This window comes from Amycolatopsis sp. CA-230715, from assembly GCF_018736145.1.
In the GTDB taxonomy this organism is placed as follows: domain Bacteria; phylum Actinomycetota; class Actinomycetes; order Mycobacteriales; family Pseudonocardiaceae; genus Amycolatopsis.
In genome coordinates, this window is record NZ_CP059997.1 from 8,470,562 (window position 1) to 8,483,713 (window position 13,152).

The following is a 13,152-nucleotide window of genomic DNA, read 5'->3' on the forward strand; positions in this document are numbered from 1 at the left end:
CCGGATATCGCGTGGTTCGAAGAGCCGTTGCCCGCGAACGACATCGCCGGGCACGTCCGGCTCGCGCTCGACGAGCGTGCAGGTCGACGTGGCACGGATCGGCGGGAGCACGCCGTGGCTGAAGGTCGCGCACCTCGCCGAGACCCACGCGGACCTTGTGGCCCGAATCCCATGACGGTGACGAGAACTCCTACTCCGAAGACGGGGGTCGAGAACGCGGTGAAGAAAGCGGTCTGTGCGAACCGAGTCACGCTCGCGGCGCACCAGTCGATCTCCCGATTGACCGAAGCTGCCACACAGACGCTCACCACCAGTCTCGTTGCCGATTCTTTCCCGTGTGAGCGGGGGAGCGCGAACTTGACGACGACTTCGGCGCGGCGGTGGTCAAGCTCCGATGGCTGTCCCGGGGTGCGCTGGAGGTACGTGTGGGTGCCGACTAATTGTCGTGCGGCTGGCCGCCTGGCGGTCTATTGTCGCGCCATGGCGCGACGGATCATGTATGTGCAGCTCAAGGCGGGCTACGACACTGATCGCGGCCCGTCGTGGATCGCTTGGGTTCGTTTCTCCAAGACGTGGAAGACCGCGTACTTCCATGGTCGCACGTTGCGTCGTTGGCGAGGCTTGTTCGACGCGAACTTTTACGACGTCGAGACCGGCGAACGCTTCTGGGTTTCTGGTCCCAAACGAGACCAGACTGATGGCCGGTACAGCCGCGTTCTACCGGAGATCGACGACGATGCCCGCGGACCGTACTTCGAGTTTCTGCGGGGAACGCGGCTGTCCAGACGCGAACACGGATAGGTTCCTCGAAGGTGCAGTGCGGCGAAAGCGAGAGTGGACCTCGACCCAAGACGCCATCGTAGTTGAGCATCCTGAACATGGCCGCAAGTACCACGCGCAGCCAGCACGCAGCAGCGGTTTTCCCGGACGTAGTCTCGTCCGGTTGGTCTCGGGCGGTCTCGGATGAGAGGGGACTGGTCTCGCCCGAACGGTGCGGTCTCGGGGCAGGTCTCGCTGTAGTTGGCGGAGTCCGTTGTCGAGTTGGCGGCCGCGATCCGGTTGTTGGCGGCCACCAAGCCGCAGGATGCGGACGCGTTGCTGACGGCGGAGCAAGTGGGGGAGCTGTCCGGGTTGTCACCGCGGACGTTGAAGGACCAGGCGGCGGCCCGGGTGTTCCCGCATCACCGGTTCGGTAAGCACTACCGGTTCAGCCGGGCCGACATCGCGGAGATCGATCGGCCCCGTTCGCGAACTCATCGCCATTTCATCGCCAACTGAGAAGTAGAGGCCCGCCCTGATGACGAGGGCGAGGTCGCTGACCTGCGAATACCGATGATACGAGCTAGGGGACCTCGCCGATGAGCACTTCCCGGTTGTGGAAGAAGGCGTCCTCGCGGAGCACCGTGATGCTGCCGGACGCGGCGCGGAAGTTGACGTAGCCTGCCGCGTCGAGTGGCATCCGGATCCAGGAAGCGATGATGAACGTGAGGGTGCCGCCGTGCGTCGCGATCACCTGGTGTTCGCGGGGCCTTTCCAGAATCGCGTCCATCGCCGCGTAGACGCGCCGGGCGAACGCGGCCTTGGTTTCCGCGCCGGGAACGCCTTCGTCGTGGTGCATCCGGTCCCCGGCGGAGGGTGGCGGCACGAACCTCTGGTCAAGCCACTCCTGCGGCCTGCCTCCGGCCTCGCCGTAGGACTTTTCGCGCAGTCGTTCGTCCAGGATCGGCGTCACCCCGAACAGCTCGCCCACCGTGGCGGCCGTTTGCGAAGCGCGCTGAAGATCCGAGGAGAACACCTCCACGTCGGTGCCTTCGGGGATTCGTGCTCGCAGCGACGCGGCGATCGCGGCCGCCGCGCGCGTCCCGGCGGGGGTGAGCAGCGAGTCGTGCCATCCGCCCACGACCCGGTCGACGTGGTGGGTGGCTTCCGGGTGGGTGACGACGTAGAGCGTGCGCACGTCACGAGCTTGCCACCCGCCACCTCCGGGGCCGGAATTTGACACGGTACAAGTTCCTGGGTAGAACTTAGATCGTGAAAACGAACTAAGTTCGTTACGACTGATCTTTCGAGGTGAGCGATGCGAGTTTCCGTGATCGGAGCCGGTCTCGGCGGGCTGTGCCTGGCGCAGGGCCTGCGCGGCGCAGGGATCGAGGCCGACGTGTACGAGCGCGATCCGGCGATCACCGCGCGGTTCCAGGGCTACCGGCTCGTGTTGAACCCGGTCGGGTTCGACGCGCTGCGCGGCTGCCTGCCGTCGCGCTGGCACGCCCTGCTGGACGAGATCGTCAGCGACACCCGCGTCGAGCGGCTCGTCCTGGACCCCCAGCTGAACAAGATCGGCGAGCTCGGCTCCGCCAGGAGCGGGATCGTGGTCGACCGGCACGTGCTCCGGCACCTGCTGCTGACCGGCCTCCCCGTACACACCGGCGCCGCGCTGACCGGGTACGACGTGCTGGCCGGCGGCAAGGTGGAAGCCCGGTTCGCGCACGGCGACCCGGTCACCGCCGATCTGCTCGTCGGAGCGGACGGGGTCGGCTCGGCCGTCCGCTCGGTGTTGTCGCCGCGGACCACCCCGACCGACACCGGCGTCCGGTTCGTCATCGGCCGCACCACGCTGACCGAGCAGTTCGCCGGACTGTCCCGTGCCTACGGCTCGAAGATCGCCGGTGACGGCGTGAGTCTGCTGCTCGGCGCGATGCGCTTCCGGACTCCGCCGAAGGAGGCGGCCGAGAAACTGGCGCCCGAGGTGACCCTGCCCGACACCCGCGACTACGTGCGCTGGGCCATGATCCTGCCGCCGAACGGCTCGCTCGCCGACCTGACCCCGCAGGAGGCCGCGCTGTCCAGGATGGACGGTTGGCATCCGGATCCGCGCGCACTCATCGAACAATCCGATCCGGACAACAGCACCCTGCTGTCCATCCGGGTCGTCGAGCTCCGCGAACGCTGGGCGCCCGGCCCGGTGACGCTGCTCGGCGACGCCATCCACGCCACTTCGCCGACCGGCGGCAACGGCGCGAACACCGCCCTGCGCGACGCCGACCTGCTGCGCAGCTGCCTGATCGGCGGCAAGGATCTCGCCGGCGCGGTCGACGACTACGAGCGGCAGATGATCGAGTACGGCGCCGAAGCCGTGCGCCACAGCCTCGCCGCGCTGCCCGCCTTCGTCCCGAAACCGGAACAGGTCTGACCCGCCCGCCGTCGCTACGGCTGGTATGCCCGTCGTGCTCGAATAATCCTTGTGCCGAAAGGGGAATCCGCCTCTCGTCGGATTGCGGGACGGCGCGTGGGCGGGTGTGCTCGGGCGGGACCAACTCGGGTAACGCGGCTCTGCTGTGTTTCTTCGCCGAAGGCGGCGCCGTCCTGGCCGCGGCGCCCCGTCAACGCTTTCCTGCCGCATGGCGTCGATCTGTGTGCGGAGCCGGACCTTAACTATCCACAGTGGACGTATGTGGTACGCGGCCATGACAAGGGTGGCGGCGAGTCGGTTACCCCGGAACGCGCATGGGACATGTCCGAGCGTGACCGGTTACGGACCGAGGGCGTTGCTGCCGCGGCGTCGAACGGCGCTGTCGCGGATCATCGCCGCTCGACGCGCCGGGCTGGTGGGTGAGGTCCATCCGCTCCGTGTGGACGGGGGATCCCGTTGTGCCGGGATCGGTAGTCCCGCGCTGCGGTGTCCCGGGTCCTGTGCGATCTTGCGGTGGCCGGTCCGAGCGGGTAGTCTCGCGTTGGACCTGGGGGTCTGAGAATAGATGTCAACTGTGTGGTTGTCATCCGTTCATCTCGCGCAAACTGAGGCACTTTTTGCGAAAGTGTCTTCGTTGCGATATTGCTCGAATGTCTGCGATTGCTGCTGCAAAAAATCTGGGGGACCGGAATGGTCAAAAATGTAGTGATTGTTGGTGGAGGTACCGCTGGCTGGATGGCCGCGACGTACCTGCGCGCGGCATTCGCCGATCGACTCTCGATCACTTTGGTCGAATCGGACAGGGTGGGTACGATCGGTGTTGGCGAGGCGACGTTCTCCACAATTCGCCACTTCTTCGACTATCTGGGTCTCGCGGAGGAAGAATGGATGCCAAAATGCGAGGCGACTTATAAGCTGGGCATTCGCTTCGAGAACTGGCGATCTCCGGGAAGTCATTTCTACCACCCATTTGAGCGTGTTCGAACTGTTGACGGATTCTCGTTGACGGATTGGTGGCTGCACAAGAAGCCGTCGGAACGATTCGACGAGGACTGCTTTCTCATTGCGGCACTGTGCGAGGCGAAGCGGTCGCCGCGGTATCCGGATGGCCGACTGTTCGAGCAGGAGTACAAGGAGAACGGCGTCAGTGCGCGCTACCGCACCACGCTGTCCGAACAGGACACCCAGTTCCCCTATGCCTACCATTTCGACGCGGCGTTGCTCGCGAAGTACCTGAGCAAGTACGGCACCGACCGGGGTGTACGGCATGTGCTGGACGACGTGCAGGACGTCGTACTGGACGAACGCGGCTGGATCAGCCACATCGTGACCAAGGAGCACGGCGAACTGCACGGTGATCTGTTCATCGACTGCACGGGTTTTCGCGGGCTGCTGCTCAACCAGGCGCTCGGCGAGGAGTTCATGTCCTACCAGGACAGCCTGCCCAACGACCGCGCGGTCGCGCTGCGAGTGCCCGCGGACATGGCGGCCGAAGGAATCCGCCCGTGCACCACCGCCACCGCGAGGGACGCGGGCTGGATCTGGACCATCCCGCTGTTCGGGCGGATCGGCACCGGTTACGTGTACGCGGGCGACTACCTGAGCCCGGAGCAGGCCGAAGCCGATCTCCGCGCGTTCGTCGGCCCCCGTGCGGACGATCTTGAGGCCAACCACATTCGCATGCGCATCGGCCGTTCCCGCAATTCGTGGGTCCGCAACTGCGTCGCGATCGGGCTGTCCAGTGGTTTCGTGGAACCGTTGGAGTCGACTGGGATCTTCTTCATCCAGAACGCCATCGAGCAACTGGTCAAGCACTTTCCGGCCGCTGGGTGGGACGAGAGCCTGCGTACTTCCTACAACAGGCAGGTCGCGCGGGTCATGGACGGCGTTCGCGAGTTCCTGGTGCTGCACTACTACGCGGCTGCTCGCGCGGACAACCAGTACTGGCGGGACACCAAGACGCGTCCGCTGCCGGACGGGCTGGCGGAGCGGTTGGAAGGGTGGCAGACGAAGCTTCCCGACGCGGATTCGGTGTGGCCCTACTACCACGGATTCGAACCGTACTCCTACATCGCGATGCTGCTCGGGCTCGGCGGGGTTCCGGTGCAGGCACCACCCGCGCTCGCCCTGTTCGACGACACGAGCGCTTCGAAGGAGTTGCAACTGGTCGGCGACCAGGCACGTGATCTCGCCAACCGGCTGCCGAGCCAGTACACCTATCTTGCCCAGCTGCACGGGAACGCCGGTGCTTGAGCATGACGGGTGCGCTGCACACAGTCGTCGCACTGGCGGGGACGCTGTTGATCGCCTTCCTGGCCGGCGGGATCGCCAGGCGCCTCGGTCAGCCCGCGATCGTCGGCGAGATCGCCGCAGGGCTGCTCCTCGGCCCGGCACTTTTCGCGATCGGCGGCGCGACGACCGTCGACGCGCTGTTCCCCCGCGGGGTGCTCGACGTCCTGCACTTGATCGGACAGGCCGGCTTGGCGCTCTTCCTGCTGTCCGTCGCCCATGAGCTGAAGACAGGGCAGGGGGACGGGGCGATGCGGCGCAACGGCTGGCTCGTCGCCGGCGCGTTGCTGCCAGGTCTCCTTGTCGGGGCACTGCTGGCAGTGCTGGTTTTCGACGACTCGGCCCTGCGCGGTACCGCGCCGGCACCAGCGCTGGTGGTCCTGCTGGCGATCGCCTTCTCGGTGACGGCTGTCCCGGTGCTGGCCCGGATTCTCGCCGAGCGGGGCGGGCCTGTGCCCGAGATGGGCAGGCTCGCGCTGGGCGCGGCAGTGGCGATCGACGTCGTCGCGTGGATCGGACTCGCCGTCGCGGTCGGGCTTGCCTCGGGGCAGGTGTCGGGGTTCATCCGAGCGCTCGCCGTCCTGCTCGGCGGTGCGGCCGTCACCGTGTTGCTCGCGCGAACGCTTCGGGCCGAGCGGGCCGGACGGGTCGCCGGCCGGTCGATGGCGGTGACCGCGGTGGTGACCGGTGCGGCCGCGCTCGGTGCCGCGGTGCTGTCCGAGCGGTGGGGAATGACCGCGGTGTTCGGCGTGTTCGTCGTCGGACTCGCCTTGCCGAAGGGCGGGGAAGGCACGCACTGGTCCGAAGTGACCCGGATCCTCGGCCGGTTGGGCAAGCTTGTGGTGCCCATGTTCTTCGTGGTCACCGGGCTCACGGTGTTCACCGGTTCGCTGGCGGCGACCCCGTGGTGGTTGATCGTCGTCGCGACGGTGCTCGCGATCGTGGCCAAGGTGGGCGGCGGCTGGCTAGGCGGCAGGCTGGCCGGGTACCCGGTCTGGGAGAGCGTTCAGTTCGGCGTGCTGATGAACACCAGAGGGCTCACCGAGATCGTGCTGCTCCAGGCCGGTTATTCCACAGGCATCCTGCCCGCGCCGTTGTTCATCGCACTGCTGCTGATGGCGTTGCTGACCACGGCGTCGACGGCACCCGCGTTGCGCCTGCTCGACAGATTGGCCGCCAGCCGGGGCGTCGCACTCGTGCCGATGCTGCCCATGCCACCACGGATAGCCCTGCGGAAAGGAAGAATGACGTGAGAAGTCTGCTCTCGCTCACCGACTTGACCACCGAGACGGTCGAACGGCTGACTCGGCGGTCGGTGGAACTCGCCGCGTCGTCGACGTACCGGCAGACGCTCGCCGGGCGATCGGTGGGAATCTTCTTCCGCAAGTCGTCGACGCGGACCCGGACCTCGTTCTGGGCCGCGGCGACCAGGCTGGGTGCCCAGGTCGTCACCTACGGCCCCGATGATCTTCAGCTGGTGACGGGAGAATCGCCCGAAGACACCGCCAGGGTGTTGTCGAACTACCTGGACCTGCTGGTCGCGCGGACGAACGGCGAACTCGACGAGCTGCGCAGATTCACCGGAGCCGGACTCGGTGTGGTCAACGCCCTGACCGAGCACGAACATCCCACCCAGGCACTGGCCGATCTTTCGACACTGCGCGAGGCGTTCGGTGAGCTCGCCGGCCGCGAGCTGCTTTACGTCGGGGAGGGCAACAGCACCGCGGCCGCGCTGGTGCTGGCCACCGCGCTTACCCCCGGATTCCGGCTTTCCCTGGTGACTCCCGAGGGGTACGGGATCTCGCCGGACGTCTTCGACGCGGCGAAGAGGCTGGCGGGCGGCGACCCGGGTGTCGAGCAACGGCACGATTTCGACGGTCTCGCGGGCAAGGTCGACGCGGTCTACACCAGCCGCTGGCAGACGATGGGCGTGGCGAAAGCCGATCCGGACTGGGTGTCCGCGTTCCTGCCGTACCGCGTCACGGGCGAACTGCTTTCGGAGGTCGGCAAACCAGGGGTGGTGTTCCTGCACGACCTGCCCGCGATCCGGGGGCAGGAGGTGACCGACGAGGTGCTCGACGGTTCGGCGAGCCTGGCGTGGCGGCAGGCCGCGCACAAGATGACCAGCGCGATGTCCGTGCTCGAGTGGTGCGCTGAAGTGCGGTGGTGACCAGGTGCACCGATCACGTTACCGGGAGGAGAGAACACTGTCGGATTCAGCGGCGATGCCCGTGGCCCTGGTGAGTGGCGGGACCAAGGGAATCGGTTTGAGCCTCAGTCGGCGCCTGCGCAAAATCGGTTACCGGGTCGTCGCCCTTTATCGCTCGGACGAGGGTTCGGCGGTTTCGGCGTCGGAGGAGCTCGGTGCGGAAAATTTCGAGGCGGTGCGCGCGGACGTGTCCAATCCGCGAGATGCGCGGCGGATTGCGGCACGCGTCCTCGAGGCCCACGGAGCAGTGACGGTGTTGGTGAACAACGCCGGGCTGAATATCGACCGGCCTTTTCTGGCGCTGGCGGACGACGAGTGGGACAAGGTGATCGCCACGAACCTGTCCGGCCCGTTCTACCTCACCAGCGCACTGGCTCCCGCCATGCTGGACGCCGGCGGTGGCTCGGTCGTCAACGTGGGTGCCACCACCGCGATCCGGCCGAGGCGGGACGGAGCGAATTACTGTGCTAGCAAGGCGGGACTGATGCACCTGACCAAGTGCCTCGCGCTGGAACTCGCACCGACGATCCGGGTCAACAGCTTGATCCCCGGCATGATCGAGACCGCCGAGATGCGGACCCGGTTCCGGCTCGACGAGCCGGAGCGGATGGCCGGAATGCTCGATGAAATTCCGCAGCGGCGCATCGGGTCTCCGGAGGAGATGGCCGACGCGCTCGAATTCCTGATAGGGCCGGCCGGGGCTTATGTGACCGGCCAGAAACTCATCGTCGACGGCGGCCAGTTCATGTGGTAAAAATTCTTCTGTTGCGTGTTCCCGGGTTATCGGATAGGCTCGAAAAATACTGAGGATGTGTGCGCGTTCGCTCGGGATGGTCATCTCAGCTCTGAGCGCCGATGTCGACACGGAGGTACTGGGGTGACCGTGAATTCACTGGAAGACGAGCGTATGAGTCGGGTGCGGAAGGTAGTCTGCGCACTTCTCGAGGTCGATGAGGAAAAGATCACTGAATCCGAATTGTTCATCGAGGACTACAACGCCGATTCGTTGCAGGCGATCGAGATTCTCGCGGGGGTCGAGCGGGAGTTCGGGGTGGTGATCGGCCAGGACAAGGTGACCGAGTTGGTCAACCTGCGCAGCGTGTACGACGTGGTCGCCGAAGCCGCGGGCTGGTAGCGGGCCCGGGGCCGGCTTCGAGTACTTGCGGCAGCTTGGGGGTTCAGTTGTCTGTTCGCGTTGGCCGGCGTCCTGGCGGGCCACATCGGGTCGTGCTGACCGGTCTCGGCGTGCTGTCGAGCATTGGGGTCGGTGCGGCGGAGTTCGCCGACGGATTGCGCGCCGGGCGTAGCGGCGCCAAACCGATCGAAGGCTTCGACACCGAAGGTTTCGAGTACACCAATGCTTGTGAGGTAAGGGGATTCGATCCGCACCGGTGGGTGCGCGAGCTGCCGGTGCACGAACTGGGCAGGGCGAGCCAGTTCTCCGTCGCGGCTACCGGAATGGCGATCGAGAACTCGGGCCTTCCGGTCGAGGTGTTGCGCGCTCGACGCGGGTTGATCGCGCTGGGGACGACCGACGGGGAGGGTTTCGACCTGGACCGGTTGGTGCAGGAGGAGATCGGCGCCGGACTGCCGGGGCTGGATACCGCCGTGGTGCGCAGGCTGGCGCCGCACCGGCTGCCGCTGGTCGTGGCCAGGGAGTTCGGTCTGTCCCGTGTGGAGACTGCGACGATCACCACTGCTTGCGCGGCGGGGAACTACGCCATCGGCTACGGTTTCGACGCGGTACGAAACGGTGAAGTGGACTACGCGCTGTGCGGTGGCGCGGACGCGATCTGCCGCAAGACCTTCGCCGGGTTCTACCGGATGGGCACGATAGCCCCGGATCTGTGCCGCCCGTTCGACAAGGACCGCAAGGGCATCCTCACCGGCGAGGGGGCGGGCGTCGTGTTGATGGAGAGTCTGGAGTCCGCGCTGGCACGCGGCGCGCGCGTCCACGCCGAGGTACTGGGATACGGACTCGGCTGCGACGCGTTCCACCAGGTGGCGCCGCAGCAGGACGGTGTCGCCCGGTGCATGTCGGCGGCGCTCGACAACGCGGGGGTCAAACCGGAGCAGGTGGACTTCATCTCCGCGCACGGGACCGGGACGAAGGCCAACGACGTGACCGAGTCCAGGGCGATCCGGCAGGTCTTCGGCACCGAGCCGCCGCGAACGGTGTCGATGAAGTCCATGCTGGGCCACACCATGGGCGCGGCGAGCGCGCTCGCCCTGATCGGGTGCGCGCTGGCCATCACCCACGGATTCGTGCCACCCACGATCAACCACCGCGAAACCGATCCCGAGTGCGAGATCGACTGCGTGCCGAACGTGTCGGTGCCCGCCGACGTCCGGATCGCGCAGAACAACGGGTTGGCCTTCGGCGGCAACAACGCGGTCGTGCTCCTCGGCAAGTACGAGGAGGGAGCACGGTGAACGGGCGCGGCGTGGCGATCACGGACTGGGCCGCGGTGTCCCCGTTCGGCATCGGCCGCGACGCCTTCGCGAACGGGATACGGGAAGCCAAGGGCACCGCCGCCGCGCTCGACCCCGAACGGTGGCCGACCGCGGAGGACCGGGCGTGCCTCGTCCCCGGTTTCGAAGTGCGCGAAGTGCTCGGCAACGCGGGGACCCGCACGATGGACCGGTTCACCGGCCTCGCGGTCGCCGCGATCGGGGATCTGCTCAGGCGCTGGGCGGGGGATCCCGACACCGGCGACCGCGCGGAGACCGGATTGGTGCTCGGCACCACGATGGGCAGCGCGCAGAGCACAATGGACTTCGTGCGGCCGTCCTTCACGGCCATAGCGCCGTTTTTCGTCGATCCGGCGCAGATGCCGAACGCGGTGATGAACTGCGCGGCCGCGCGCAGCGCGATCTGGCACCGGCTCACCGGTCCGAACGCGACGGTCGCGGGCGGGCACTCGGCAGGGTTGCACGCGCTCGGCTACGCCCGGAGGTTGATGCGCTACGGGCATGCCGCACACGTCGTGTGCGGCGCGGTCGAGGAGTACTCTGCCGCCCGCTCTTGGCTGGAGCACCACACGAGGGACGGGGCACGGGCCGCGGCGGCCCCCGGTGAAGGCTGTGCCGTCCTGATGCTCGAGGAGCCCGGCGCGGAGGCTCCGCTCGCCGATGTGCTCGACGTCGTGTCGGAGGCGTGCCTCGACGAGGATTTCGGCCGCGCGGTTCGCACCTGCCTGCGCGAACTGCTCGACCGATCCGGTGCGCGGGCCGAGGAGGTCTGGGCGGCCTCGGTGAGCGATGCACCGGGTCCGGCAGGGGAGCAGGAACGCGACGCGGTGCGGGAACTGTTCGGCGACGGCCCGGTGGAGCGGGTACCGGTAGCCGGTCTCATCGGGGACACCGCGGCCGCGTCGGGGGCTTTCCAGATCGCGGCGGTGCTCGCCGTCGCGGAGGAGGACACCGGCGCAGCCGGCCGGCTGGCGGCGATCTCTTCCGTGGACGGCGACGGGACGGTGTCGGCGGCACTGCTGCGGTTGCGGGGGCGCGCGTGCTGACGGGGCGGGCGTGCGCGGTACTGGCCGAACCGGTGGTCGTCGGCCGGGCAGTCGCCGAAAACGGGGTGTGGCGCGGTACCGCCGCGGTCCCGATCGCCGCCGAGGAGCCGGTCTTCGCCGGGCATTTCGAGGATTTCCCGATCTTTCCCGGGATGTGCGTGCTGGAATGCGCGCACCGCGGCGCGCTCGCGATCGCGCCCGCCGAATTCGGTGACGGGCGGCTGACAGCGATCGAGAGTGCCAGGTTCACCGCGCCGGTCTACCCCGGTGACACGCTGACCGTCGAGGTCGAATGGCGCGACGCGGGCGAGCGCTGGTACTGCGCTGCCGGTGCCCGCGTAGCGGCTCGGGAGGTCGCCGTGCTCCGGCTGGCATACCTGCCGGGAGGCGCACCGTGAGCGCGCGGATCGACCTCAGCGGCGCACTGCCGCACCGGTACCCGATGTTGCTGGTGGACGACATCGTGGAGACGGTGCCGGGTGAGCGCCTCGTCGCGCGGAAAGCGGTGACGTGCAACGAACCCTGGTACGCGCGGCTCGGGGCCGCCGCCTCGCGTTCGTCCTATCCGGAAAGCCTCGTACTGGAGTCGTGGGCGCAAGCCGCGGCGGTACTGGGACAGCTCACGCTGGGTGGCGCCGACCGGAAACCGGACGGGGTGACGGTGCTGGGGTCGGTGTCGGGTGTGCGGTTCGCCCAGCCGGTACTGCCGGGTGAAGTGCTCGAACACCATGTCCGGCTCGACCGGGTGCTCGCCGACACCCTGCTGTTCAGCGGGCGGAGCGTGGTCGGTGACACGGAGGTGCTGACGGTGTCCAGGGTGGTGGCCGCGTGGCGGCCCGCCGAGCGGCTTCGCCCGTCGGCAGCCGGGCGGGACCGGGTTCGAACGGAGGGAGCGGACCAGTGACGGATGAACGAACTCGAGTCGCCCTGGTCAGCGGAGGCTCGCGCGGGATCGGACGCGCCACGGTGCTCAGACTGGCCAAGGACGGTTTCGCGGTGAGCTTCTGCTACCGGGCGGACGAACGGGCCGCAGGCGAGCTGGAGAAGGAAGTGAGCGAGCTGGGCGCGCGCGTGCTTGCGGTGCGCGCGGACGTCGGCGACGCCGAAACGGTGAAGGCGTGGGTGTCGCGCACCGAGGAGGAACTCGGCGCGATCGACGTCGCGGTCACCTCGGCCGGCATCGTACGGGACAAACCGCTGCTGACGATGTCGCGTGAGGACTGGCACGACGTGCTGGACACGAACCTCGACGGCGTCTACCACGTGTGCCACGCGGCGGTGTTCGGCATGTTGAAGCGCAAGCGGGGCTGCCTGGTCACGCTGTCCTCGGTGTCGGGGATCCACGGCAATGCCAAGCAGGTCAACTACTCCGCCGCGAAGGCGGGCATCATCGGCTTTTCGAAGGCGCTGGCCAAGGAAGTCGGCCGCTACGGCGTCCGGGTCAACGTGGTCGCGCCCGGCCTCATCGAAACGGACATGACCGGCCAGCTCACCGAGAAGGCCAGGGAGAGTGCCTTGCGCGCGGTGCCGTTGCAGCGGATGGGCCGCGCCGGCGAAGTGGCCGATCTCATCGGTTTCCTGGTGTCCGACCAGGCCGCCTACATCACCGGGTCGGTATTCCAGATCGACGGCGGAATCACCATCTGAACAACGAAGGAGTTCGAGCGATGACCAATCCTTTCGACGATCCCGAAGGCACTTTCCTCGTGCTGGTCAATGACGAGGGGCAGCACTCACTTTGGCCGTCGTTCGCGGAGGTGCCCGCGGGGTGGCGGACCGTGTACGGCCCGGATGACCGGGAACCCTGCCTCGAGTACGTCAACGAGAACTGGACGGACATGCGCCCGAAGAGCCTGATCGAGGCGATGGGTGGCTGACCACCGCACCCGGTGACCGCCGCGCGCGGCGACCGGCGAACACGATTTCATTCGAGCACGGTGGAACAC

At 67.5% G+C, this 13,152-nt stretch carries 15 protein-coding genes; 14 read left to right on the plus strand and 1 reads right to left on the minus strand.

Annotated features, from left to right (window positions below; all coding sequences use genetic code 11):
- The first annotated feature begins 480 nt into the window (after positions 1 to 480).
- Complete coding sequence (locus tag HUW46_RS39900) at positions 481 to 801, plus strand: hypothetical protein (RefSeq protein WP_215543860.1); 321 nt, start codon at positions 481 to 483, stop codon at positions 799 to 801.
- Positions 802 to 1,041: 240 nt separating this feature from the next.
- The gene (locus HUW46_RS39905) at positions 1,042 to 1,278 is read left to right on the plus strand and encodes a helix-turn-helix domain-containing protein (RefSeq protein WP_254125405.1); all 237 of its coding nucleotides are present in this window, start codon (positions 1,042 to 1,044) and stop codon (positions 1,276 to 1,278) included.
- Positions 1,279 to 1,342: 64 nt separating this feature from the next.
- Here the strand turns inward: HUW46_RS39905 and HUW46_RS39910 are convergent, their stop codons facing one another.
- Positions 1,343 to 1,957 carry a histidine phosphatase family protein gene (locus HUW46_RS39910; RefSeq protein ID WP_215543862.1) on the minus strand — a complete coding sequence of 205 codons (615 nt, stop codon included), beginning with the start codon at positions 1,955 to 1,957 and terminating at the stop codon, positions 1,343 to 1,345.
- A gap of 120 nt (positions 1,958 to 2,077) precedes the next feature.
- On the opposite strand from HUW46_RS39910, the gene HUW46_RS39915 reads away from it, so the two are divergent.
- The 12 genes from HUW46_RS39915 to HUW46_RS39970 all read left to right on the plus strand — a co-directional run bounded on the left by HUW46_RS39915 (position 2,078) and on the right by HUW46_RS39970 (position 13,083).
- Positions 2,078 to 3,190 (plus strand): FAD-dependent oxidoreductase, encoded by a 1,113-nt coding sequence (locus HUW46_RS39915; RefSeq protein ID WP_215543863.1) that lies wholly within the window; start codon positions 2,078 to 2,080, stop codon positions 3,188 to 3,190.
- A gap of 690 nt (positions 3,191 to 3,880) precedes the next feature.
- Entirely contained in the window at positions 3,881 to 5,443 is a 1,563-nt protein-coding gene (locus tag HUW46_RS39920; protein ID WP_215550403.1) for a tryptophan halogenase family protein, read from the plus strand.
- A 2-nt stretch (positions 5,444 to 5,445) separates the two neighbouring features.
- On the plus strand, positions 5,446 to 6,732 hold the full coding sequence (locus HUW46_RS39925) for a cation:proton antiporter (RefSeq protein ID WP_215543864.1): 1,287 nt from the start codon (positions 5,446 to 5,448) through the stop codon (positions 6,730 to 6,732).
- Positions 6,729 to 7,649: an ornithine carbamoyltransferase gene (locus tag HUW46_RS39930; protein ID WP_215543865.1), complete on the plus strand. Its 921-nt coding sequence runs from the start codon at positions 6,729 to 6,731 to the stop codon at positions 7,647 to 7,649. Before HUW46_RS39925 ends, HUW46_RS39930 begins: the two co-directional genes overlap by 4 nt.
- A gap of 55 nt (positions 7,650 to 7,704) precedes the next feature.
- Positions 7,705 to 8,442 carry an SDR family NAD(P)-dependent oxidoreductase gene (locus HUW46_RS39935; RefSeq protein WP_215543866.1) on the plus strand — a complete coding sequence of 246 codons (738 nt, stop codon included), beginning with the start codon at positions 7,705 to 7,707 and terminating at the stop codon, positions 8,440 to 8,442.
- 123 nt (positions 8,443 to 8,565) lie between these two features.
- On the plus strand, positions 8,566 to 8,823 hold the full coding sequence (locus HUW46_RS39940) for an acyl carrier protein (RefSeq protein ID WP_254125408.1): 258 nt from the start codon (positions 8,566 to 8,568) through the stop codon (positions 8,821 to 8,823).
- Positions 8,824 to 8,915: 92 nt separating this feature from the next.
- Entirely contained in the window at positions 8,916 to 10,121 is a 1,206-nt protein-coding gene (locus HUW46_RS39945) for a beta-ketoacyl-[acyl-carrier-protein] synthase family protein (RefSeq protein ID WP_215543867.1), read from the plus strand.
- Positions 10,118 to 11,206: a beta-ketoacyl synthase N-terminal-like domain-containing protein gene (locus tag HUW46_RS39950; protein ID WP_215543868.1), complete on the plus strand. Its 1,089-nt coding sequence runs from the start codon at positions 10,118 to 10,120 to the stop codon at positions 11,204 to 11,206. The genes HUW46_RS39945 and HUW46_RS39950 overlap by 4 nt, the downstream gene beginning before the upstream one ends.
- Complete coding sequence (locus HUW46_RS39955) at positions 11,200 to 11,604, plus strand: 3-hydroxyacyl-ACP dehydratase FabZ family protein (protein WP_215543869.1); 405 nt, start codon at positions 11,200 to 11,202, stop codon at positions 11,602 to 11,604. Before HUW46_RS39950 ends, HUW46_RS39955 begins: the two co-directional genes overlap by 7 nt.
- Positions 11,601 to 12,110, plus strand: a complete 510-nt coding sequence (locus HUW46_RS39960) for a 3-hydroxyacyl-ACP dehydratase FabZ family protein (protein ID WP_254125410.1) — start codon at positions 11,601 to 11,603, stop codon at positions 12,108 to 12,110. Before HUW46_RS39955 ends, HUW46_RS39960 begins: the two co-directional genes overlap by 4 nt.
- On the plus strand, positions 12,107 to 12,853 hold the full coding sequence (gene fabG / locus HUW46_RS39965) for a 3-oxoacyl-ACP reductase FabG (protein ID WP_215543871.1): 747 nt from the start codon (positions 12,107 to 12,109) through the stop codon (positions 12,851 to 12,853). Before HUW46_RS39960 ends, fabG begins: the two co-directional genes overlap by 4 nt.
- Before the next feature lie 20 nt (positions 12,854 to 12,873).
- Positions 12,874 to 13,083, plus strand: a complete 210-nt coding sequence (locus HUW46_RS39970; RefSeq protein ID WP_215543872.1) for an MbtH family protein — start codon at positions 12,874 to 12,876, stop codon at positions 13,081 to 13,083.
- The last annotated feature ends 69 nt before the right edge of the window (positions 13,084 to 13,152 follow it).